The following is a 23873-nucleotide window of genomic DNA, read 5'->3' as shown; positions in this document are numbered from 1 at the left end:
AATAGTAACCGCACCAAATACTTAACAATACTATATGTACGCCACGCCAGTGCGCAACATGTTTACTATCAAATTCAAACTATGCATCTAATTTTTATCTTAAAAGTTACATTTTGTCGAAATACATCACAATCTTAATGAATTATTCTAAAAATCACATTCATTTTTAATGCAACAAATTAAAAAATAGTACTACTAAATGTAAGGAAACTGTTATGCAAATTTGTTTTTAGCAAAAAAAACCACCGCTAAACGGTGGTTTTTATATCAGGGCTTAGAATTAGTTGCTTTGAGGACGCATTGCTGGGAATAGGATCACGTCACGGATAGTATGTGTATTGGTAAATAACATCACTAGGCGATCGATACCAATACCTTGACCCGCTGTTGGTGGTAAGCCGTGCTCTAGTGCAGTAATGTAGTCTGCATCGTAGTACATTGCTTCATCATCACCTGCATCTTTAGCATCAACCTGCGCTTTAAAGCGTTGGTCTTGATCTTGTGCATCATTAAGCTCAGAGAAACCATTCGCTACTTCACGACCACCGATGAAGAATTCAAAACGGTCAGTAATGAATGGGTTTTCATCGTTACGACGAGCAAGTGGAGAAATATCTGCTGGGTACTCAGTGATGAAGGTTGGTTGCATTAGTTGAGGTTCAGCGGTTTCACCAAAGATCTCTTCTAGCAGCTGACCACAAGTCCAGAAATCTTCAACATCAACGTGTACAGATTTAGCAATCTTCACCATTAGCTCACGATCAGCAACGCCTTCGTAAGTTAATGCTTGGATCTCTGCACGCTCTGGGTTGTATTGCTTGATAGCATCTAACATGCTCATACGTGTGTATGGACCTGCAAATTCAACTTCAAACTCACCGTATGGCATTTTAGAAGAACCAAGAACGTCAATCGCAATGCTACTTAGCATTTCTTCTGTCAGATCCATCAGATCGTTGTAATCTGCGTACGCCATGTAGAATTCCATCATGGTGAATTCAGGGTTATGACGAGGAGATAGACCTTCGTTACGGAAGTTACGGTTGATTTCGAATACACGCTCAAAACCACCAACCACTAGACGCTTAAGGTAAAGCTCTGGTGCAACGCGTAGGTACATATCGATATCTAGTGCGTTATGGTGTGTGATAAATGGACGTGCTGTTGCACCACCAGGGATCACATGCATCATTGGTGTTTCAACTTCCATGAAGCCTTTCGTTACCATGAAGCTACGGATCGCAGATACCACTTTTGAACGAACCACAAAGGCATGACGTGAATCGTCGTTAACAATAAGATCAACGTAACGCTGACGGTAACGCATTTCTTGGTCAGTTAAGCCATGGAATTTTTCAGGTAAAGGACGCAGTGCTTTTGTTAGCAGCTCGTACTCATCCATATTCACGTAAAGATCACCTTTACCTGACTTATGAAGGGCACCTTTAATACCGATAATGTCACCGATATCTAAGCCTGAATACTTCTCTTTTAGCTCTTTCTGCACATCTTTTGATGCGTAAGCTTGAATACGACCAGATACATCTTGAATAGCTAAGAAAGGACCACGCTTAGCCATAATACGACCCGCGATTGCAAATACATGACCCGCTTCTTCAAGCTCTTCTTTGGTCATTTCGCCGTATTTTGCATTTAGATCTGCCGCTAAGCTATCGCGACGGAAATCATTGGGGTGGCCATTTGCTTTGCAGTTCTCGCGGATCATATCTAATTTAGCGCGACGCTCAGCAATCAGCTTATTCTCATCTTGTAATTGATCAGTCATGGGGTAACCCTTAAATTTTTACCGGAATTCGGTTAAAGACCTGATTTCAGGCTTGCTTCTATAAAACGGTCTAAATCACCGTCCAGTACTGCTTGGGTGTTACGATTTTCCACCCCAGTACGTAAATCTTTAATGCGGGAGTCATCTAATACGTATGAACGAATTTGACTACCCCAACCAATGTCGGATTTGGTATCTTCACTGGCTTGCTTTTCAGCATTTTGCTTCTGCATTTCATATTCAAACAATTTCGCTTTTAACTGCTTCATTGCCTGATCTTTGTTTTTATGCTGAGAGCGATCGTTCTGACACTGCACCACAATGTTAGTTGGAAGGTGGGTAATACGTACCGCAGATTCCGTGGTGTTAACGTGCTGACCACCCGCGCCTGATGCACGGTATACGTCAATACGTAGATCTGATGGGTTAATATCAATCACGATATTGTCATCAATTTCAGGATAAACGAATGCTGAAGCAAAAGAAGTATGACGACGACCACCTGAATCAAAAGGTGACTTACGCACTAAACGGTGAACACCTGTTTCAGTACGTAACCAGCCATAAGCATACTCGCCACTGATACGAACGGTAACTGATTTCAGACCAGCAACATCACCATCTGAGATTTCAATGATTTCGGTTTTAAAACCTTTGGCATCAGCCCAACGCAAATACATGCGTAGCATCATTGAAGTCCAATCTTGTGCTTCTGTACCACCTGAACCTGCTTGAAGGTCAAGGTAACAATCAGAGGCATCGTGATCGCCTGCAAACATACGACGAAACTCTAACTTAGCTAACTTAGCTTCAAGCTCAGCTAACTCAGGTTCAATCTCATCAAATGTTTCTTGATCGTTTTCTTCCACCGCCAGTTCTAATAAACCTTCAACGTCTTCAACGCCTTGATCTAGTAGGTCAATGGTTTCAACTACAGCTTCCAGTGATGCACGCTCTTTACCTAACGCTTGTGCGCGATCAGGTTCATTCCATACATCTGGTTGCTCTAATTCTGCGTTTACCTCTTCTAGACGCTCTTTCTTAGCATCGTAGTCAAAGGTACCCCCTAAGGGTATCAGTACGTGCTGACACATCCTCAAGTCGGTTTTTAATAGGATTAATCTCGAACATTGCCACTCTTCATTGTCGAAATGGACATAACCGAAAGATTCTATCGAATTGTAGATAGAATATACAGAGGGAGAGAAAGGTTATAAGAAAATTAATAATAAAATGGCGAGATTCTAGACTTTATCTGCCTTGAACATCTCGCCATTATGATATTGACCGTCAAAAGTTGAAAATAATACTTATTTCGCGATTAAATCTTCAACCATCAGTTGCACACTGCGATTGCCTCGGTACTCGTTTACATCTAACCGGTAAACCAATCCAACTTGCTGGACCGATGCATCAGGCCAACGTTTCACATCCACGTTAAAAGCAATCGCATCAATCACACTACCGCCACTTAGGGGCTCTACCATCATCTTAAGGTGTTTACCGCCCACTAACTTTTGGTGTAATAATCGAAAAGTGCCATCAAAGGTTGGCTCAGGGAATTGTTGCCCCCAAGGACCACCAGCACGAAGAATTTCAGCGACATCTAGGTTTAATTCATGACTGCCTAACTCACCATCTGTCATCAATACCCCTTTTAGCGCTTCTTCATCAAGTACATTACGTACCACCGCATCAAAAGCTTTACTAAAAGCATCTAGTTTATCTTCAGGGATAGTAAGCCCAGCCGCCATCGCGTGACCACCAAATTTCAAAATCATCCCAGGATTTTGAGTATCGACAAGATCTAGCGCATCACGCATATGTAATCCTGAAATTGAGCGACATGAGCCTTTAATTTCACCGTTACCCGCATCGGCAAATGCGATCACTGGACGATGATATTTATCTTTAATACGTGAGGCTAAAATACCAATCACACCTTGGTGCCAATCGCGCTGGAATAGCACTAAACCATAAGGCATATCTTGCTGATTAAACTTCAAACGCTCACAAATCGCTAAGGCCTCATCTTTCATGCCCTGCTCTATTTCTTTTCGAGTCTGATTTAAGCCATCTAGCTCTGATGCCATACGACGCGCTGATTGAATGTTGTCACACAACAGGAGTTCAACCCCAAACGACATATCATCTAATCGTCCTGCGGCATTAATACGAGGCCCTAAAGCAAACCCTAAGTCACTGGTCACTAAACGTGCTGGATCGCGATTGGCAACCTCAATTAGCGCTTGAATACCAGGACGACACTTACCCGCACGAATACGTTGTAAGCCTTGATGTACTAAAATACGATTATTACCATCGAGTGCAACGACATCAGCTACAGTTCCCAGTGCGACTAAATCGAGTAATTCAGCCAGATTAGGCATGGCGATGCCTTGCTGTTCAAACCAGCCTCTCTGACGCAATTCAGCGCGTAGTGCCAACATGAGGTAGAAAGCAACCCCGACACCACACAGCGCTTTAGATGGAAACCCACACTCATTCAGATTTGGATTAACAATCGCATCAGCGATCGGTAAACAATCACCTGGTAAATGGTGATCGGTAACTAATACGGTCAAGCCTTTTTCTTTCGCTACCGCAACGCCAGCAATCGAAGAGACTCCGTTATCCACGGTCATAATTAGTTCTGCGCCACGTTCAATGGCTTGTTCAACCACTTCAGGGCTAAGGCCATATCCATCGTCGAAACGGTTAGGCACTAAATAATCAACATTTTTACAGCCGAGCATACGAAGCGCTAACACAGATAATGCTGAACTTGTTGCACCATCAGCATCAAAATCACCAACAATGATAATTCGTGTGTTTTGCGAAAGTGCATCCACTAACAACTGAACTGCACTAGTCATACCATGAAGCTGATTGTAATTAAGTAGCCCCTTGGCACTACGCTCTAACTCAGCATCATTTTTGATCCCACGGCTAGCATAAATACGTTGTAAGATCGGAGGGATTTGATCTGAGAACCCCTCAGTATCAGCTAAAGGGCGACGTTTAATTTCAATCATAATCAGGCTTCTTATCAGTATTATTATCTTTTCATAGTACCGAAATAGCCTATAACAAAAAAGCCTGAACATAATGCTCAGGCTTTCTATTATTCCATCATCGGCTACGATAAATTAGCTTTTTGGTTGGCTATCAAGTAGCTGACGTAATGCCGCAGGCGGCTGATAACCAGGGATCATCGTACCATCAGCGAGAACAATAGCAGGCGTACCGTTCACACCCATTGCGACACCAAGCTCGTATTGTGCACGCACTAAATCAGGACGAGGTGTGATCTTACTTGTATCAAAATTGCCACTCTTCGCATCATCCATCGCTTTTGCACGATCTTTAGCACCCCAGATCGCACTCATTTGATTAAAGTTGCTAGAACGCTCACCACCACGAGGGAAAGCTAAATAACGAACAGTAATACCTTCGTCATTATATCCTTTAATCTCATTATGTAATTTACGGCAGTAACCACAGCTTGTATCTGTGAACACGGTAACGACATATTTTTCGTTCTTTGCAGGATAGACAATCATGTCTTTTTCCATCGCTGCAATTTTATCCTTGTTCATTTTTGCCATTTTTTGCTCTGTTAAGTTAACAGGCTGCGCACCATTATTTTCGTATAAGTGGCCAACGACAAAATACTTACCATCATCAGAAGCATAAACAATGCCACGCTCTGTCATGATTTCATTTAATCCTGAAATCGGAGACGCTTCAATCGATGAAGGGGTTAAGCCTATTTTAGCAAGTTGCTGACTAATCGCCGCTTCATCTGGCTTCGCTGCCGCTGAAAAAGCCGTTAAAGCAACCGCTGTTGCCACAATTGTTCGGCTGATAAAGTGCATTTAATTTATCCTTAATTAATGATGATATTCTCAATCTTTATGAGACCTAATCCATCGTAAAATAGTTTCAAATTTTCTACTATCATTTGTTAGGCAAGAATAAGTTAACTCTAACGGAACGCAAATAGTATTCACTAATTTACCTAACACTCTCTCACAATTATGCGCGAGGATGGTGAGTTTGGTGTAATTGTTTTAACCTTTCCGTTGCAACATGGGTATAAATTTGTGTGGTTGATAGGTCACTATGTCCAAGCAACATTTGTACCACACGAAGATCCGCACCGTAATTTAATAAGTGCGTTGCAAAAGCGTGACGCATCACGTGAGGTGATAATGTATCTGCGTCAATTCCCGCTAAAACAGCATAGTGTTTAATCCGATGCCAAAAGGTTTGACGGGTCATTTGTCTTGCTCGGCGACTAGGAAATAACACATCAGAGCTTTTTTCTCCTAGTAGTTGCGGACGCCCAGTTTCAATAAATTGTTCAATCCAATCGACGGCATTTTCTCCCATCGGGACTAATCGCTCTTTATCACCTTTACCAGTGATCCTCACTACACCTTGGCGCAAGCTAATATTTTCCATTGTTAATGTCACAAGCTCGGTTACACGCAAGCCTGTCGCATACAATAATTCAAGCATCGCTTTATCACGTAGTTCAATCGGATCATTAACATCGGGCGCTTCTAATAACGCATCGACTTGCGCTTCACTTAAATCTTTGGGTAAGCGTTTAGGTAATTTAGGTGTCACTAGCATCGCACTCGGATCATCGTCGCGCATCTTTTCACGATGTAAATATTGAAATAAACGACGAATCGCAGAAACCATACGTGCACGTGAGGTTTGCTTATAATCTTTATCAAATAGCCATTGCTGATAACGCTGTAAATCATCAACTGAAACACTGATGACATTACGCGACTCTTGTTTTAACCAGCGTAATAGCTTGGTTAGATCATTGCGGTAAGACGACAAGGTATTTTCAGATAATCCTCGCTCCATCCACATCGCATCCAGAAAACGTTCGATAATAACGTCATCGTTTTCCATTTATCACTCCAAAACCTGTGTTAGCAAAGCTCAAACACATGGATAAAAACACAGTACTTTTATTCATCATAGGGTATTTTAAAGCAAAAGTAACGAGGCTTATTACAACAGAAAATACGTAAAAAAATATCGGATGCTTTTATTCACTTTATTGAGCTTATAAGGTCATTACAGGTACACTCAAACAATAAATAAAAATACTAGGATACTCAGCATGAAAATCGGTTTGTTTTATGGCTCAACCACCTGCTATACCGAAATGGCAGCAGAAAAGATCCGTGATTGTATTGGTACTGAACTGATTGAACTGCGTAATATTAAAGAAGCAGACATCAATGAGATGAACCAGTTTGATATGCTTATTTTAGGTATCTCAACTTGGGACTTTGGTGAACTGCAAGAAGATTGGGAAGCCGTGTGGCAGCAGCTTGATGGATTACGTTTAACCAATAAAACCATTGCATTGTTTGGCTTAGGCGATCAGGAAGGTTATACCGAGTGGTTCCTTGATGCGATGGGAATGCTGCATGACAAACTATTAGAAGCAGACGTTCAATTTATTGGCTATTGGCCTAATGATGATAGCTACCAATTTGAAGCATCAAAAGCCCTTACAGAAGATAAACAATTTTTTGTTGGTTTAGCGTTAGATGAAGATGGTCAATATGAACTCTCCGACCAGCGAATCACCCAATGGTGTGAGCAAATTATGCTTGAGTACGCCGAGACCTTGTGATCAATCACAAATCGTATATCGACAAAAAGGGATGCACATGGCATCCCTTTTCTATCTCTATTTCAACAGTGAATTACGCTAGCTTATCTTGTGAACCCATCGATTTCCCACCGACGAAGCGTGTGATCGCAAGTGCAATTAAAGTCGGTAATACCCACCCCATACCATAATTAAATAGTGGTAAATCACTGAACATTGATACATCAAACTTCAAGTACTTCGCCACATCAATCATGCTAAAGATAAAAGAAACCAACAGCACAACACGGTATGCTAAGCGTGGATTAGGTAACCATTTACGTACTAAGGTTAATGCGACCAGCGCAATAGCGACTGGATACAATGCAAATAACACAGGTACAGATAACGCAATCAACTGGTTTAAACCCACATTGGCTACCACTGCACATATTACCGCTAAGATCACCGCCCACTTTTTGTAAGACAATGATGTTAAAGAGCTGAAGTAATCTGCACATGCACTGATCAAACCTATCGCTGTTGTTAAACAGGCAAGTAATACAATTGCAGATAGGATCACCTGACCCGGCGCACCAAATAATGCCATCACATAGCCAGTTAAGATAACACCACCATTACCCGCATTAGGTGCAATCGTTGTACTTGTTGCCCCTAAGTAAAATAATGAGATATATACAAAGGCCAAGCCTGCTGCAGCAATGAGACCGGCGTAGATCAGATAGGTACAGGTTGTCTTTTCATCACTAACACCTTTACTGCGGATCACATCAACAATCAGCATACCAAACATCAAGGCTGCGAAAGTATCCATGGTGTTATAGCCTTCAAGGAAACCTTTAGTAAATGCTTGTGTTGCATACTCACCCTGTGCTGCAACAATTGAACCTTGTGGATTTACAAATACCGCAATGGCCAGTACAGCCAATACAATAAACAGTGCAGGTGTTAAAAACTTACCAATCATGTCGATCAGCTTGCCACGAGACCAAGCAAAAAAGAGGGCAACTGCAAAAAAGATCACAGAAAAAGTCGTTAAGCTTGCTTGACCAGCGTCTGCAGCCATAAATGGTTTTACTGCCATTTCATAAGCGACTAAGCCTGTACGCGGCGCAGCAAAAGCAGGGCCAATAATAATAAAAATCAACACCGCCATTAATGTTGCTATTTTTGAGGGTAAATCACGGGTTAACCCCTGCCAGCCACCACCCGCCATTGCAACGGCAATAATACCAATTAAAGGTAGACCAACGGCTGTGACTAAAAAGCCAAACATAGCCGAAAGCATATTTTCACCGGCTAGTTGACCCGCTAATGGTGGAAAAATAATATTCCCAGCACCAAGAAAGAAAGCGAAAGTCATAAAACCTAACGCTATAATGTCTGTTACTTTGAGTGTCTTTTTCAAACTGCACCTTCCACTCTTCTATGGGTTATGTGTTGTGTTTTTATAATTATCTGCGTTGACTACAAAATTAAACATATATAACCAACGAAAACATAATGGATAAAAACAGCATTCTTGGCAATAGCGTAGAAATAAACACCACATAATTCATATATAAAGCGTTAAAACCAAAATAAAGAACCAATAATAAATTACAAATCGGAACATAATACCAATTAAAAACAAAAGATTAATATATAATCAAAAATTAAACATAACAGTTAACTATATCGAAACAAAAAACGCTCAATAACCAAGCAACTGGGATAGTTAGCGTTATAACCATTACGATTAATCGTTTATTCCATTATTTAGTTCAAAACACAGGAAAAATAGCCATGTCACGCGGCTTTAGCTTTAAACAATTTCACGTCAATGATTTAGGCTGTGGAATGCCAATCAGTACCGATGGTATATTGCTAGGAGCATGGGCTGCCATGCCTCAACAAGGTAGAGTGGTTGATATTGGTACAGGCAGTGGTTTATTAGCCCTTATGGCCGCACAGCGAACAAGCACGTTAGCTTTACCTATTACTATCGAAGCTATCGAAATAGATCCACAAGCCGCAGCGGCAGCACGCCAAAATTTCATAAATTCACCTTGGCATCAACACTTACAGTGTATTGAACAAGATGTCACTGAATGGCGACATACACAGCCCGCTAACAGTGTTAATGCGATTGTTTGTAATCCCCCCTATTTCAACTTTGGTCAGCAAGCAGAGCAGTCACACCGTGCCACTGCTCGACATACCGATACATTTAGCCATCAACAGCTACTTAAAACGCTTCAATGGCTTCTTACAGAAGAAGGGATCGCCAGTATTATCTTGCCAAGTTACGAAGGACAGCGCTTAATTGAAGCCGCTGCTGAATATCATTTACATTGTATCGAACGTTGCGATGTCCAAAGTACCGAGAAAAAAGCACCGATTCGATTACTTCTACAATTAAGTAAAAAGAAACAAACTTGTTATTCATCTCATCTTTGTATTCATAAAGATGGTGATTATTCAATTGAATTCAAAGCATTAACGAAAGAGTTCTATCTAAAAATGTAACCTAATAGGACATTTATATACCCTGTAGACGTTGTAATAATCATCAATGATTGAAGTTTTTATGTTTTAATCGGTGTCACTTACGCCAAGAGTGGCTATAATGCCGCCCCTTAAATATTAATACCCTTGTTGTTATTCTTTGCAATTGGCATACGATAATGACACATAGCATTTGTCTTGGGAGAGATAACTGGTGAAAGACTTTTCCGAATTAGAGTTAGATAGCGAGCTGTTACGAGCAATTGAAGAAATCGGCTATAGCCGCCCAACAGTGGTTCAAGCGCAGGCTATCCCTCATGCCCTTGACGGTAAAGATGTAATGGCTTCTGCGCCAACAGGGACCGGAAAAACAGCAGCCTTTCTTCTACCGATGATCCAACACTTGCAAGATTTTCCACGCAAAAGACCAGGGCCTGCACGTATTCTGATCTTAACGCCAACGCGTGAACTTGCTATTCAAGTTGCCGATCAAGCAAGAGCATTAGCAAAATATACAACACTAAAAGTATTTACCATCACAGGTGGTATCTCATATGACGAACATGCCGAAATGCTGGGTAAAACTCAGGATATCGTGGTAGCAACACCAGGTCGTCTTATGGAGTACATTGAAGCTGAAAAGTTTGACTGTCGTGCTATCGAATGTTTGATCCTTGATGAAGCCGATCGCATGCTAGACATGGGCTTTGGTAAAATTGTTGAGCGTCTTAACCATGAGTGTCGCTGGCGTCGTCAAAGCTTATTATTCTCCGCTACCTTAGAAGGTAAAGGTGTACGTGAGTTTTCAGAAACAATTTTGAATGAACCTGTTGAAGTAAATGCAGATCCTTCTCGCCGCGAACGTAAAAAGATCCATCAAATGTACCTTCGTTGTGACAACATGGATCACAAGCTTGCTCTGTTAGAAAATATCATTAAAGAACAGGCTGAACGCACGATTATCTTTGTCAAAACACGTGAGCGTCTAGGTATCCTTCGTGGTCAACTAGAAGCCATGGGCATCCCTTGTAACTGGATCCAAGGTGAAATGGCACAGGCTGCGCGTACAAACATGATCACTCGTTTTCGTGATGGTGTTGTGAACGTACTAATTGCGACAGACGTTGCTGCACGTGGTATTGATTTACCTGATGTTAGCCATGTGATCAACTTTGATCTACCGCGTACGGCTGAAGTTTATGTACACCGTATTGGTCGTACTGCACGAGCGGGTAAAAAAGGAACGGCAATCTCCTTGGTTGAAGCACATGATCAAAGCATGATTGAACGTATCAGCCGCTACATGAAAGAAGAAGTGCAAGAGCGCTTTATTCATGGCCTACGTCCACAGACCAAAAAAGCAAGCACTGCCAAGAAAAAGAAAAAAGTGAATAAAAAAGTAAAAGAAGCGAAAGCGAAAAAGAAAATTAAACAAGCGGCTAAAAAAAGCCAAGCTAAGTCGTAATCTCTCTTTTACAACATAGGATAAAATAAAAAGGCCAACTCTCATGAGTTGGCCTTTTTTTCAAAACAACATTGTAGAACTATTGTTCTTCACGCTTAAATACGAATTCTTTCGCCGTTGATTCTGCTTCTACAAAATAATAACCCGCGGTATCAAATTCTTTTAACGCTTCAATCGATGTGATTTGATTATCAAGAATGTAACGTGCCATCATGCCACGAGCTTTTTTAGCGTAAAAGCTGATCACTTTATAATTACCGTTCTTACAATCTTTAAAAACTGGTGTGATCAATTGAGCATTCAACTTCTTCGGTTTCACCGATTTAAAATATTCGTTAGATGCAAGGTTGATCAGAATATCATCGCCCTGCTCTGCTAATGCTTGGTTCAATTTATCAGTGATGATATCCCCCCAAAATTGATACAAGTTAGTACCGCGAGGGTTCGCCAATTTCGTACCCATCTCTAAGCGGTAAGGTTGCATCAAATCTAATGGACGCAATAAACCATATAAACCAGAAAGCATACGTAAATGCTGTTGAGCATAAGCAAACTGTTCTTCTGTCATGGTTTCAGCCGCAAGGCCGGTATACACATCACCTTTAAAAGCCAATATTGCCTGGCGGGCATTGTCTTGCGTAAATTGTGGCTGCCACTCGGCAAAACGAGCTGCATTCAAACCTGCAATTTTATCGCTTACTTTCATCAAGCTTGCAATATCCATTGGCGTAAGTTCACGACATACATCAATCAGTTCAGCAGAATGATCCGTAAGCTCTGGTAAGGTAAATGTTGATGTTGCCAATGGCGATTCATAATCAAGGGTTTTAGCGGGGGAAACCACAATTAACATAAGGCTTTTTCCTTTAAAGTCTGACTCAAAAAGACTACCACTAAACAATAAAAAAGCCACTTAGAAACTAGGAGGCTTTAGTTATTTCAATAATAGGCTTTAACAATGATTAGGATTTCTGCTTATCCCAGATCCCTTCTTCCAGTTGCGCATGTAGCTCTGGATAATCATTGCTATCAAAAGTCGGCACCTTACCCAACGATAACTGTTTATTATAATCAGTAGCCAACTTCACCACGGTGCCTGACAGTAAAACAATCGCGACTAAGTTAATCAGTGCCATCATCCCCATTGATACATCAGCCATTGCCCATACCGTTGGAAGATCAGCTAACGCTCCAAACATCACCATAAAGAGCACCACAACACGAAAAATATTCAATCCAATTTTATGGTTATGCTCAAGGAAAATAAGGTTGGTTTCAGCATAAGAATAATTAGCAACGAGTGATGTAAACGCGAAGAAGAAAATCGCCACAGCAATAAACACAGAGCCCCAGTCGCCGACTTGTGAACTCAAGGCGCGCTGAGTTAACTCAATCCCTGTCACCTCACTATGAGGGACATATTCGCCTGACATCAAAATAATCGCGACAGTGGATGAACAGATCACCATTGTATCCATAAACACACCAAGCATTTGCACATATCCCTGCGAGGCTGGATGGGGCGGATAAGGTGTTGCAGATGCTGCCGCATTCGGTGCCGATCCCATGCCGGCTTCATTCGAAAATAATCCACGCTTTAACCCATTAATCATTCCTTGCGCGATGGTATATCCCAGAGCACCCGATGCCGCTTCTTCTAGACCGAAAGCACTGCGAAAAATCATCATGATAATATCAGGCAGTTTTTCGATGTTGATGGCCATAATATAAAGGGCAAGCACCAGATAACATAATGCCATTGCAGGAACTAAAATTTCCGCGGTTCTTGCGATAGTACGTAAACCACCAAAAATGATCACTCCAGTCATGATCACAAGCCCAATACCAACATATATCGGTGACCAGCCAAAAGCGACGTGAGCAGCCTGACTTATCGAGTTAGCTTGAACCGAGTTAAACACTAAGCCAAAAGCAATGATCAAAAAGACCGAGAACATAACGCCCATCCAGCGCATGCCTAATCCTTTTTCCATATAATACGCAGGACCACCACGATAATTACCATCATCATCACGGGTTTTATAAAGCTGAGCTAATGCACTTTCAGCAAAAGCGGTCGCCATACCAAGCATAGCGATAAGCCACATCCAAAAGATCGCGCCGGGGCCACCCAAAGTTAACGCTACGGCTACTCCCGCCATATTACCTGTGCCAACTCTAGCCGCTAAGCTCGTACATAATGCTTGGAAGGAAGAAATTCCGGCACTGTCTGATTTGCGACTGTTTTTCATCACCTTAAACATATGTCCAAAATGACGGAACTGGATAAAGCTCAAACGGTAGGTGAAGTAAATACCGACTCCTATCAGTAAATAAATTAATACCGAGCCCCAGAGTAAGTCATTTAAAAAGGTAATTTGGCTGGACAAGTGGGTTCCTTCTACAACGCAGTACGTATCGAATAAATAATGGCAATGGATGTAGTATCCACCCCAGCAACGCAAACTAAATCATTACAATTTAGTAACTAAACAAAGCAATTATACATCGATATTCCCTCTCTTATTTTTGTAAATCTATTATGAGTGGATATATCAAAAAATTTTATTCATTATCACATGAAATACACTAAGGGTATATTTTTTAAGTAAATATCTAAAACATCCCCACTAAATCCAAACATAAATAAAGCCTTACCGCGAGTTGTTTTCTTACATTTTCGGTCATAAAAAGGATATATTTGACTTTTAGCACATAAAAATTTCATCTTTAAGCAACAAATGAGAAACACTTCAATTTTACTCTACCCCATAGTGTGATAATTAATGACCTTGTAGCTTATATTTAGCTATATCATAGGAAGAGGTGCTTTATGGATAGCTTTGCATTTGATGATATGTTCACAACAGAAACCGTCTCTCGTCGCTCTCGAGCAAAACCTGAAAAACGTAAATGGCGTGAAATTGAAGCCTTAAAAGATCGTCAACGACTTCGCCGTGAGCTTCAAGATATGGATATGTGCGGCAGTTACAATGCCGATGAATTCGACTTTTAACAAACCGTTCCAGACTAAAAAATAAAACGCCAGCATTTTGCTGGCGTTTTGTTTACAGAAATAAATTCGTTTATAGTTGCCAATTAATCGCTGATTTTCCCATTTCAGCGAGTAACTGATTGGTTTTAGAAAAGTGCTGACAACCAAAGAAACCACGATATGCAGATAACGGTGATGGATGCGCAGAATGTAAAACATGATGACGCTCTGTATCTATCTTTTTACCTTTTTTCTGAGCATGTGCCCCCCACAGTAAAAAGATCACTCCCTCTGTATTATCGTTAATGTACTCAATCGCACGATCCGTAAATGTTTCCCAACCAATCTTAGCGTGAGAATGCGCGTTCCCTTGCTCTACTGTTAGGACGGTATTTAGTAATAAAACACCTTGCTCTGCCCACGGCTGCAAATAACCATGTTCAGGTACTACAAAACCTTCAATGTCAGTGGCTAATTCTTTATACATATTCGCCAATGACGGTGGCGTTTTAACTCCTGGAAGTACAGAGAAACTTAAACCATGAGCTTGCTTTGGCCCATGGTAAGGATCTTGTCCTAAAATCACGACCTTGGTGTTCTCTAATGGCGTAGAGGTGAATGCATTAAAGATATCTTGTTGAGGAGGAAATACCACTTTTCCTGATGCGCGAGCAGCGTCAACCGACTGTTCAATCCCAGAAAAATACGCTTGTGCTCGTTGTTGCTCGATAAATGTAGACCAGCTAGCGGTCATAAATACTTCCTCATCAATAGAATTTACTCAGTAAGAATATCAAAATCAGATCACAGGCGAGATAAATAATCGACGCCCTCATTTATAGCCACTTATTTTTGAGCGGCAAAATCACGCAATGTCGCAATCTCTTGATGCCAAATATCAGGATTAATTGTTTCTAAAATAAGAGGCATATGATTAAAACGATCATCTTGCATGATATAACGAAAACAATCCCAACCGATCGCTCCTTCACCTAGACTATGGTGGCGATCTAAATGACTCCCTAAATCACCTTTGGAATCATTTAAGTGCATACCTCGGAGATATTGCATTCCAACAACCTCATCAAATTCAGCAAAAGTTCGATCAGTTGCAGTTTCAGTACGTAAATCATATCCCGCCGCAAAAGTATGACAGGTATCAATACAGACACCTACCCGCGTTTTATCTTCAACTTGATCAATAATTTCTGCCAAATGTTCAAACTGCCAACCTAAATTTGAACCTTGTCCCGCCGTATTTTCGATCACTGCAACCACATCACTTACTTCTTTATGCGCAAGATTTATTGACTCAGCAATCAATTTTAAACACTCTTTTTCAGAAATTTTTTTTAAATGACTCCCCGGATGGAAGTTTAAAAGGTGCAATCCAAGCTGTTTACAACGCGACATTTCATCAATAAAAGCAGCACGCGATTTTTCCAACTTTTCAGCCTCTGGTGCACCTAAATTAATCAAATAAGAGTCATGTGGCAAAATAGCATTGGCATTAAATTCTAATTGAGAACAACGTGCTTTAAATGCCGCTATAACATCGGCTTCTAACGGCTTAGCCACCCACTGACGCTGGTTTTTAGTAAACAGGGCAAAAGCATTCGCACCAATTTTGTCAGCATTTACTGGCGCATTAAATACACCACCAGCTGCAGAAACATGAGCACCAATCAGTTTCATAACAATTTTCACCTTATTCATATCACTTGGCATTTCAAGCCAAAGAGAAACATTTAACAAACATTACAGTTACAACTACGCTTCAATAATGTTGTAAAGATACAACATTATTGAGCTAAACTATTTTTTATCGCTTAAAATTTGTTGTTGATTAACCCTTAAAATGGCGTTAGATTGACTTAGCTCAATAAAACAGCCCTACTTTATTTAAGGTTTTTTGTTGTAATTTGATCTAGATCAATACACAAGTAGCCGCGCTGAGTTAAAGCATTAATAGCTCAGAAAAAGATTAAATTAACACCACTTTCTCGGAGATAAGTTATGATTACTGGTATTCAAATTACTAAAGCTGCAAACGACGATCTACTAAACACTATTTGGATCCTAGACAGCGAAACAAACGAAGCTCGTTGTGTATGTGCACTATCTGGTTTTGAAGCAGACCAAGTTGTTGCTCAATCAGATCTAGGTGACATCGAATACCGTGAGCTAGCTATCGAAGCACCAGCAAAAATCGAAGGCGGTCAGCACCTAAACGTAAACGTTCTTAAGCGTGAAACATTAGAAGATGCTGCTAAGCACCCAGAAAAATACCCACAGCTAACAATCCGTGTTTCTGGTTACGCTGTACGTTTCAACTCACTAACTCGTGAGCAGCAACAAGACGTTATCGCACGTACTTTCACTAGCAGCCTATAATTTCCTGCTAGCTTGCCTTATTAAGTACGTAGCAATAAAAAAACGGCACGATAAATGTGCCGTTTTTTATTATCTGTAATAAAAGAGTAATAAAAAAGGAGCCTCGGCTCCTTTTTAACGCTAAATACTATTCGTTATTACTGTACTGAACGTAATACCGCCTTCACTGCTTCAAAATCATTATCACGTTCTAAAGATAATAATTCCATCGCATTATGCTTCGCTAAAGGTGCAGGTAATGGAATATCTTTATCTAAGATCTCATCCACGACTTCTTTAAATTTCGCTGGATGCGCAGTACAAAGGAACAAACCTGTTTCGCCATCATTTAATTGCTCGTTAAGAATACGATAAGCAATCGCGCCATGAGGCTCACATAAATAGCCTTCTTCATTCATTTGCTTTAAGGTTTCAGCTGTTTGCTCATCCGTAACAGCACCATAACCTAATTCATTTAAACCCCAACCTTTTAGCTGACAAAGCTCTTCAATACGTGGCCAGTTATTCGGTTGGCTAACATCCATCGCATTTGAAATAGTTGGAACAGTGACTTTTGGAGACCACTCACCCGTTTGTAAATAACGTGGAACAGTGTCATTTTCATTCGTTGCCGCAATAAAGCGTTTAACAGGTAAACCTAACGATTTAGCTAATAAGCCTGCCGTTAAATTACCAAAATTACCACTTGGTACTGAAATAACTAATTGCTCACGTTCCGCTTTAGGCAGTTGAGCAACAGCTTCAAAGTAGTAACAGATCTGCGCCATTAATCGGCTAATATTGATGGAATTAGCAGAGTTTAACCCCACTTCTTTGCGCAACTCAGCGTCATCAAATGCTTGTTTCACTAATGCTTGGCAATCATCAAATGTGCCATTTACCGCAACTGTTGTAATGTTCTTACCTAATGTACAAAACATTTTTTCTTGTAGTGGGCTGATCTTGCCTTTCGGGTACAAAATAACAACCTTGATGTTATCCATACCATAGAAAGCATGAGCAACAGCGGCACCTGTATCGCCTGATGTCGCGGTTAAAATCGTGATATCACTTTGACTATCAGCCGTTACTGCTGCTAGTGATTGCGCCATAAAGCGACCACCAAAATCTTTGAATGCTAATGTTGGGCCATGGAACAACTCTAGCGCATACACGCCGTCTTTTACTTTATTGATAGGTGCTGGGAACTGAAATGCACTATCAACCATTTGGCTAACAGTTTCTTCACTTAGCTCATCACCGATAAACGCGGAAAGGATCTTGCTACTACGTGTGACAAAATCCATCTCTAGCAATGCATCAATATCGCTAAATTGAGGGAGTTCTGATGGAAAAAATAGACCTTGGTTACGTCCTAATCCTTGACGTACAGCCTGACCAAATGAAACCTGCTCTTGATGTTCTTTTAGATTATACAATTTCATTGTTATAGCTCACTTCCTGTTACTTTTGCGCCCAAGCTGTCTAATCGACAAACATGAACAAATCCTTCATCATTTTGAACATAATGTTCTTCGAGCCAACGTGCAAGTCGTTTAGCGACCTCTAAATCGGTGCAAACACTAAACATGGTTGGTCCAGAGCCTGAAATACCACTCGCAATCGCCCCTGCATCTAACGCATGCTGACGTGCTTGCACAAAGCCAGGTAACAGCTTTTCACGGTAAGGTTCAGCCACGACATCTTTGATCATCTTCGCAGCTAACAGCGGTTGGTTTGAGTGACAGGCATGAATAAAACCACCTAAATGACGACCATGAGTGATCACATCTTGGCGACGATATTGTGCCGGTAAAATTGCACGCGCTTCAGCCGTTGGAACTTTAATCCCAGGGTAAGCCATCACCCAATACCAATCATCAAAACAAGGGACTTTCTGGCTTATGATCCCAAGCTCTTCCACCATGAACTGCAATCCACCAAGAAAGCACGGTGCGACGTTATCATAGTGAAGGCTCCCTGAGATCTCGCCTTCCATCTCACCCATGAGCGCTAATAGCTCTGTTTCATTAAGCGGTTGATCATGGAAACGGTTAAGTGCATCTAATGCGGCAACAATCGAACAAGCACTTGAACCTAAGCCCGATCCAATCGGCATGTTTTTTTCTAATGTCACATCAACTGGGAGTAACGTTACCCCTTTTTTATCCAGCTCTCGTGCAAATACTTGCCAGCAACGGTAGACAATATTCTCTTCAGCCTGCTGCGGCAGTTTATCAACAAACGCACCAACGCATTGCAAACTAAAAGATGTTTGCCCCGCCGCCACTTTTACTCGATCGCCCAATAAGGTGCCATCAATTGGCGATACTGCCGCGCCTAAAACATCAAAACCAACGCTCACATTACCAATCGATGCCGGAGCATAAACAACAACACTCATCTTATACTCCTCGCTTCCAGCCTAATGTACGCATTAGATCGGCAAATACACCCGCTGCCGTTACTTCCGTACCCGCACCGTAACCACGTAATACCAGTGGAATCGGTTGGTAGTAACGGCTGTAGAAAGCTAAGGCATTCTCACCGTCTTTAATTTTAAACATTGGATCATCAGGGTTCACCGCTACAATTTTCACCGAGCAATGGCCATTATCAATTTCACCAACATAACGCAGTACTTTGTCCTCTTTTGCCGCTTCTTGAGCTAATTGAGTAAAGTATGCATCCGCTTGTGATAAACGTGCCATGAAATCATCTACAGAGCCTGAAGCATCAAAACCAGGTGGTAGTGCTTGTTCAACATCAACATCTGAAAGCTCTAATTCAAGCCCTGATTCACGTGCCAGAATAAGTAGCTTACGTGCCACATCCATACCTGATAAATCATCACGAGGATCGGGCTCAGTAAAGCCATTATTACGCGCAACGGTTGTCGCTTCGCTAAAGCTCATGCCTTCATCCAATTTACCGAAGATATATGACATTGAGCCAGATAAAATGCCAGAGAAGCGCTGTAGTTCATCACCTGCGGCCAATAGGTTCTGCAAGTTTTCAATAACGGGTAAACCTGCACCTACTGTAGTGTCATACATAAATTTACGACGGCTTAAACGTGCAGCTTGGCGTAATTGCTGGTAATAAGCCATGCTAGCCGTGTTTGCTTTCTTATTCGGTGTAATAACATGGAAGCCTGCAGCAAGGTAATCGGCATATTGCTCAGCAATAGTTTGATCCGACGTACAATCAATGATCACTGGGTTGATAATGTGATTACGCTGAACAAGCTGGATCATACGAGCAAGGTTGAGTGGCTCATTCAATGCCCCCATTTGATCGCGCCAGTTATCTAAGTCAAAGCCCTCACTGCTAAGGAGTAATCCTTTGCTGTTCGCCATACCGCAGACTCGAATAACAATACCGTCATCAGCAAGTTTACTTTGCTGACGCTGGATCTGATCGATCAACTCACCACCAACACCACCGACACCAATGACAAAAACATCTAAGAAATGCTGACTATTAAATAAGTTCTCATGACACGCTTTAACAGCTTCTGGCACTTTATTTTGTGGAATAACGGCTGAAATAGCACGCTCAGATGATCCTTGTGCAATCGCAACAATATTGACATCCACTTCAGCCAAAGAGGTAAAGAAACGTGATGCAACGCCGTGAGAAGTGCGCATACCATCGCCAACTAAAGTAACGATCGATACGTTATCTGAAAACTCAACTGTCTCAAGCAGGCCTTCTTTTAATTCTAATTCAAAACTTTCATTTAGCGCTTTTTCAGCTTGAGCATGATCAGCCGATTCAATACAGAAACTAATACTGTATTCAGACGATGATTGGGTGATCAACACAATAGATACACCCGCAGATGACATTGCGCCAAATACGCGTGCAGCCATACCTACCATACCCTTCATACCTGGGCCTGATACGTTCACCATTGTAAGATCTTTTAAGGTGGTAATACCTTTAATGGCTAATTGATCTTCACCTGTGTCTTGACCAATTAATGTCCCGGGAGCTTGTGGACTAAAGCTATTTTTAATTAAGCATGGAATTTGAAATTGTGCGATAGGAGCGATAGTTTTAGGGTGAAGTACCGAAGCGCCAAAGTAAGACAGCTCCATCGCTTCTTGATAGCTTAAAGACTTCAACAAGCGCGCATCAGGGACTAAGCGAGGATCACAACTGTAGACGCCATCAACATCTGTCCAAATTTCACAACAATCCGCGCGTAGACATGCAGCAAGTACTGCAGCAGAATAATCAGAACCATTACGACCCAGTGTTACTAGCTCACCTTTGCTGTTACCTGCGGTAAAGCCCGGCATAATACAAACATGCCCAGCAGGTAATGGATCTCGTCGGAAATTCTGCGTTGAAATTTCAATATCGACATGCGCCTCAAGGTAATCACCTTCAGCATAAAGATATTTAATAGGATCGATAAGGCTCGCAGGCTGTCCTTTCGCTTCAAGTAAAGCTTTCATCGCAGCAATAGAAAGACGTTCACCTTTACTGATAATCGTCGCATACACGTTATCAGGACATAAACCTAATAGTTTAATACCGTGAACATACTCTTTTAGTTGTCCTAGAGAGCTCGCCAGTTTTGCATCTAAAGCAGCTTTATCAAACTGAGGCTCTAAAGCTTTTAAGCCATTGAACAATTCAGTAAACACCTGTTCAAGATCGGCCAACTGTAGTGATGATTCACCAGTTTTCACGGTGTTATCAATCACTGAAACTAATTTATTTGTTACTTTCCCTGGTGCTGATAGCACAACAGAAACGTCACCTTGCTGAGCGTTACTCGCAATAATATCTGCTGCTCTTAAAAATCGCTCTGCATCGGCTAATGATGAACCGCCAAATTTAAATACTCGCATTCCCTACTCCCGAGTGACTATCCTGATCTATCTAGTTATCGCATCTAGATATACTCAAATATGTGAATTTAAAATCGTTAAAAAAAAACCCGCAGCTCATTATGAGTTGCGGGCTTATTATTAATCTTTGCGTATATCAGCCCGCACTAACACCGAAGATGTTAATGGTAATAATAATGCGTGTAATGGCGTGAGAGCTGAATACATTCTTCATTGGTCTACAAATTCTTTTTTGCTAATAGCTTACGTTTACAGCAATCATACATTAGAGTCAATAATATCTTTACAATTGCACAACACAATAGATAGCGAAATTAATCAATTATCAGTCACTTTAATTAACAAAAATGGCTATTCTATTTGCAGTCATGCGGACTACGTTGCATAGTTAGGCGTGAATATATTGCATCGGGAGGAGTACCAAATGAGCGCTGCCATGGAATCATTAATTGCCCATACCATCTTACAAGGCTTTGATGCCATGTACGGTCGCTTTCTCGATGTAACAGCTGAAGCACAAGAACGTTTTGAAAAAAAGCATTGGGGGCTTGTACATAATGCTTTAAAGAAGCGCATCAGCTTTTATGATCATCATGTTGAATTAGTCACAAACCAAATTCAAATTATGCTAGGTGAACGATACGCCAATCATGATTTTTTAATGGCTGTGAAAATGGCCTACCAAGATTTACTTTTAGACTATCCTCGTTACGATATTGCTGAGAGCTTCTTCAATTCAGTATATTGCCGTATATTCAAACATCGAAATATTAATCGCGATAAATTGTTCGTTCATACTTCACAAGAAGATCGTGTTCCCCCCTACCCAACATCACTAACTCGCCACTATCGTGTTAAAACGACCCTAAGTGCGATGTTTGAAAGAATGCTCGACGACACGCCCTTTACGTTAACTTGGCAAGATAAATCGAGAGATATCCAGCTACTACTCAAACACTTACAACGGGATCTAGGCAATAAGTTCGATCAAGATACAACGCTAGAGCTTATTCGTGAGCCTTTTTATCGTAATAAAGCCGCCTATTTAATCGGAAAACTCACATTCTCTAATGGCGATTTCTGTCCCTTTGTCGTTCCGATTTTAAACGATAGTAGTCATGAGATTTATCTTGATGCATGTATTTGTGATGTAAACGATGTCAGTATTATTTTTGGCTTTGCTCGCTCATATTTTATGGTTTATGCACCAGCACCAGCCGCATTAGTGCGTTTCCTTTCACAGTTAATTCCCAATAAAACCCTTGCTGAACTTTACACAGCGATTGGCTGCCAAAAACATGGAAAAACAGAGTTTTATCGTGAATTCTTAGCTCATTTGGCAACGACTGACGATCAATTTGTCGTAGCGCCTGGAATAAAAGGCATGGTGATGTCGGTTTTTACTCTGCCATCTTATGATTTTGTCTTTAAGATTATTAAAGATAAATTTGCACCTCAAAAGGATATAAGCCACAACACTGTCAAAGAAAAGTATCAGCTAGTAAAAGAGCATGATCGTGTTGGTCGTATGGCGGATACGCAGGAGTATCGTAATTTCTGTTTCCCTCGAGAGCGTTTTAGCGAAGATTTAATCCAAGAGCTACAGTCTATCGCTCCCTCAATCGTTACGCTGACTGATGATACGATTATGATTGAGCATTTATATATGGAGCGACGCATGGTGCCGTTTAACCTCTATATTGAAAAAGCAGACGATGATGAACTACGCTATGCCATTAATGAATACGGCGAAGCTATAAAGCAGTTAGCAGCAGCTAATATTTTCCCTGGTGATATGCTATTTAAAAACTTTGGCGTGACTCGGCATAAACGTGTGGTGTTTTACGATTATGACGAAATCACCTACATGACAGAGATGAATTTTCGTAAAATTCCACCACCGAGATATCCAGAAGATGAACTGGCAGCAGAGCCTTGGTATAGCGTAGGAATCAATGATGTCTTTCCCGAAGAGTTTCGTACTTTTTTATTAATAAACCCCAAAGTACGCACATTATTTGACGAACTACATAGTGATCTATTTGAAGCTAGCTATTGGCAAAAACTACAACAGAATATAGCGGAGGAAAATTATCCCGATGTGATCCCTTATCCATCGGAATATCGATTCCATCAGCACTAATGAACCGTACAAAAACGCCATCAAATTGTAATAATGAAAGCACTATTTGCATAAAATAAGCGTAGTGGCTCATACAATGTGAAACAGGATGTCTATTTCTCAAATCTGA

At 41.0% G+C, this 23873-nt stretch carries 19 protein-coding genes; 6 read left to right on the top strand and 13 right to left on the bottom strand.

Annotation, left to right across the window (positions count from 1 at the left end):
• Positions 1 to 280: 280 nt before the first annotated feature.
• The 5 genes from lysS to xerD all read right to left on the bottom strand — a co-directional run bounded on the left by lysS (position 281) and on the right by xerD (position 6721).
• Positions 281 to 1786: a lysine--tRNA ligase gene (gene lysS / locus BTO08_RS00790; protein WP_105059511.1), complete on the bottom strand. Its 1506-nt coding sequence runs from the start codon at positions 1784 to 1786 to the stop codon at positions 281 to 283.
• 32 nt (positions 1787 to 1818) lie between these two features.
• Positions 1819 to 2917, bottom strand: a protein-coding gene (gene prfB, locus BTO08_RS00785; protein WP_105059510.1) for a peptide chain release factor 2 whose coding sequence is annotated in 2 segments (ribosomal slippage) — positions 1819 to 2841 and positions 2843 to 2917 — 1098 coding nt in all. Because the reading frame shifts where the segments join, the coding sequence is not laid out codon by codon here.
• A gap of 179 nt (positions 2918 to 3096) precedes the next feature.
• Complete coding sequence (gene recJ, locus BTO08_RS00780; protein ID WP_105059509.1) at positions 3097 to 4821, bottom strand: single-stranded-DNA-specific exonuclease RecJ; 1725 nt, start codon at positions 4819 to 4821, stop codon at positions 3097 to 3099.
• Positions 4822 to 4935: 114 nt separating this feature from the next.
• The gene (gene dsbC, locus BTO08_RS00775; protein WP_045083731.1) at positions 4936 to 5664 is read right to left on the bottom strand and encodes a bifunctional protein-disulfide isomerase/oxidoreductase DsbC; all 729 of its coding nucleotides are present in this window, start codon (positions 5662 to 5664) and stop codon (positions 4936 to 4938) included.
• 160 nt (positions 5665 to 5824) lie between these two features.
• On the bottom strand, positions 5825 to 6721 hold the full coding sequence (gene xerD / locus BTO08_RS00770; RefSeq protein ID WP_005369667.1) for a site-specific tyrosine recombinase XerD: 897 nt from the start codon (positions 6719 to 6721) through the stop codon (positions 5825 to 5827).
• Between the two features lie 214 nt (positions 6722 to 6935).
• Here xerD and fldB point away from each other — a divergent pair, with 214 nt between their 5' ends.
• Positions 6936 to 7457 (top strand): flavodoxin FldB, encoded by a 522-nt coding sequence (fldB, locus tag BTO08_RS00765; protein ID WP_105059508.1) that lies wholly within the window; start codon positions 6936 to 6938, stop codon positions 7455 to 7457.
• Between the two features lie 73 nt (positions 7458 to 7530).
• Here fldB and brnQ read toward each other — a convergent pair whose 3' ends face one another.
• Positions 7531 to 8844, bottom strand: a complete 1314-nt coding sequence (gene brnQ, locus BTO08_RS00760) for a branched-chain amino acid transport system II carrier protein (RefSeq protein ID WP_105059507.1) — start codon at positions 8842 to 8844, stop codon at positions 7531 to 7533.
• Positions 8845 to 9221: 377 nt separating this feature from the next.
• Between brnQ and BTO08_RS00755 the strand changes: the two genes are divergently transcribed.
• A complete protein-coding gene (locus tag BTO08_RS00755; RefSeq protein ID WP_105059506.1) occupies positions 9222 to 9944 on the top strand; it encodes a tRNA1(Val) (adenine(37)-N6)-methyltransferase in 723 nt (240 codons plus the stop codon).
• Positions 9945 to 10137: 193 nt separating this feature from the next.
• A complete protein-coding gene (gene srmB / locus BTO08_RS00750; protein WP_005369680.1) occupies positions 10138 to 11388 on the top strand; it encodes an ATP-dependent RNA helicase SrmB in 1251 nt (416 codons plus the stop codon).
• A 79-nt stretch (positions 11389 to 11467) separates the two neighbouring features.
• Here srmB and yaaA read toward each other — a convergent pair whose 3' ends face one another.
• Together yaaA and BTO08_RS00740 are read right to left on the bottom strand one after the other, a co-directional pair.
• On the bottom strand, positions 11468 to 12241 hold the full coding sequence (gene yaaA, locus BTO08_RS00745) for a peroxide stress protein YaaA (protein ID WP_105059505.1): 774 nt from the start codon (positions 12239 to 12241) through the stop codon (positions 11468 to 11470).
• A gap of 109 nt (positions 12242 to 12350) precedes the next feature.
• Positions 12351 to 13778, bottom strand: a complete 1428-nt coding sequence (locus BTO08_RS00740) for an alanine/glycine:cation symporter family protein (protein WP_105059504.1) — start codon at positions 13776 to 13778, stop codon at positions 12351 to 12353.
• A gap of 443 nt (positions 13779 to 14221) precedes the next feature.
• Here BTO08_RS00740 and BTO08_RS00735 point away from each other — a divergent pair, with 443 nt between their 5' ends.
• Positions 14222 to 14404, top strand: coding sequence for a DUF3545 family protein (locus BTO08_RS00735; RefSeq protein WP_005369686.1), 183 nt, complete (start codon positions 14222 to 14224; stop codon positions 14402 to 14404).
• A gap of 70 nt (positions 14405 to 14474) precedes the next feature.
• Here the strand turns inward: BTO08_RS00735 and ung are convergent, their stop codons facing one another.
• Together ung and nfo are read right to left on the bottom strand one after the other, a co-directional pair.
• Complete coding sequence (ung, locus tag BTO08_RS00730) at positions 14475 to 15137, bottom strand: uracil-DNA glycosylase (RefSeq protein WP_105059503.1); 663 nt, start codon at positions 15135 to 15137, stop codon at positions 14475 to 14477.
• A gap of 92 nt (positions 15138 to 15229) precedes the next feature.
• A complete protein-coding gene (nfo, locus tag BTO08_RS00725) occupies positions 15230 to 16078 on the bottom strand; it encodes a deoxyribonuclease IV (protein ID WP_198038394.1) in 849 nt (282 codons plus the stop codon).
• 321 nt (positions 16079 to 16399) lie between these two features.
• Between nfo and grcA the strand changes: the two genes are divergently transcribed.
• The gene (gene grcA / locus BTO08_RS00720) at positions 16400 to 16777 is read left to right on the top strand and encodes an autonomous glycyl radical cofactor GrcA (RefSeq protein ID WP_105059502.1); all 378 of its coding nucleotides are present in this window, start codon (positions 16400 to 16402) and stop codon (positions 16775 to 16777) included.
• A 137-nt stretch (positions 16778 to 16914) separates the two neighbouring features.
• Here grcA and thrC read toward each other — a convergent pair whose 3' ends face one another.
• Genes thrC through thrA form a run of 3 tightly spaced genes read right to left on the bottom strand, consistent with a single transcriptional unit; the run spans position 16915 to position 21621 of the window.
• Positions 16915 to 18201, bottom strand: coding sequence for a threonine synthase (gene thrC / locus BTO08_RS00715; protein WP_105059501.1), 1287 nt, complete (start codon positions 18199 to 18201; stop codon positions 16915 to 16917).
• A 2-nt stretch (positions 18202 to 18203) separates the two neighbouring features.
• Positions 18204 to 19160, bottom strand: coding sequence for a homoserine kinase (gene thrB / locus BTO08_RS00710; RefSeq protein WP_105059500.1), 957 nt, complete (start codon positions 19158 to 19160; stop codon positions 18204 to 18206).
• A gap of 1 nt (position 19161) precedes the next feature.
• Entirely contained in the window at positions 19162 to 21621 is a 2460-nt protein-coding gene (thrA, locus tag BTO08_RS00705; RefSeq protein WP_105059499.1) for a bifunctional aspartate kinase/homoserine dehydrogenase I, read from the bottom strand.
• Positions 21622 to 22045: 424 nt separating this feature from the next.
• On the opposite strand from thrA, the gene aceK reads away from it, so the two are divergent.
• The gene (aceK, locus tag BTO08_RS00700) at positions 22046 to 23764 is read left to right on the top strand and encodes a bifunctional isocitrate dehydrogenase kinase/phosphatase (protein ID WP_105059498.1); all 1719 of its coding nucleotides are present in this window, start codon (positions 22046 to 22048) and stop codon (positions 23762 to 23764) included.
• The last annotated feature ends 109 nt before the right edge of the window (positions 23765 to 23873 follow it).

The sequence above is a fragment of the Photobacterium angustum genome, assembly GCF_002954615.1.
In the GTDB taxonomy this organism is placed as follows: Bacteria; Pseudomonadota; Gammaproteobacteria; order Enterobacterales; family Vibrionaceae; genus Photobacterium; species Photobacterium angustum_A.
Note: the sequence above shows the minus strand (reverse complement) of the source record. Positions and strands in the feature narration are given on the sequence as shown.

Bases quoted from the DNA above. Each gene is read 5' to 3' on its own strand.
- lysS (WP_105059511.1), bottom strand. From the start codon at position 1,786: ATGACTGATCAATTACAAGATGAGAATAAGCTGATTGCTGAGCGTCGC.
- recJ (WP_105059509.1), bottom strand. From the start codon at position 4,821: ATGATTGAAATTAAACGTCGCCCTTTAGCTGATACTGAGGGGTTCTCA.
- dsbC (WP_045083731.1), bottom strand. From the start codon at position 5,664: ATGCACTTTATCAGCCGAACAATTGTGGCAACAGCGGTTGCTTTAACG.
- xerD (WP_005369667.1), bottom strand. From the start codon at position 6,721: ATGGAAAACGATGACGTTATTATCGAACGTTTTCTGGATGCGATGTGG.
- fldB (WP_105059508.1), top strand. From the start codon at position 6,936: ATGAAAATCGGTTTGTTTTATGGCTCAACCACCTGCTATACCGAAATG.
- BTO08_RS00755 (WP_105059506.1), top strand. From the start codon at position 9,222: ATGTCACGCGGCTTTAGCTTTAAACAATTTCACGTCAATGATTTAGGC.
- yaaA (WP_105059505.1), bottom strand. From the start codon at position 12,241: ATGTTAATTGTGGTTTCCCCCGCTAAAACCCTTGATTATGAATCGCCA.
- BTO08_RS00735 (WP_005369686.1), top strand. From the start codon at position 14,222: ATGGATAGCTTTGCATTTGATGATATGTTCACAACAGAAACCGTCTCT.
- ung (WP_105059503.1), bottom strand. From the start codon at position 15,137: ATGACCGCTAGCTGGTCTACATTTATCGAGCAACAACGAGCACAAGCG.
- nfo (WP_198038394.1), bottom strand. From the start codon at position 16,078: ATGAAACTGATTGGTGCTCATGTTTCTGCAGCTGGTGGTGTATTTAAT.
- grcA (WP_105059502.1), top strand. From the start codon at position 16,400: ATGATTACTGGTATTCAAATTACTAAAGCTGCAAACGACGATCTACTA.
- thrC (WP_105059501.1), bottom strand. From the start codon at position 18,201: ATGAAATTGTATAATCTAAAAGAACATCAAGAGCAGGTTTCATTTGGT.
- thrB (WP_105059500.1), bottom strand. From the start codon at position 19,160: ATGAGTGTTGTTGTTTATGCTCCGGCATCGATTGGTAATGTGAGCGTT.
- thrA (WP_105059499.1), bottom strand. From the start codon at position 21,621: ATGCGAGTATTTAAATTTGGCGGTTCATCATTAGCCGATGCAGAGCGA.
- aceK (WP_105059498.1), top strand. From the start codon at position 22,046: ATGAGCGCTGCCATGGAATCATTAATTGCCCATACCATCTTACAAGGC.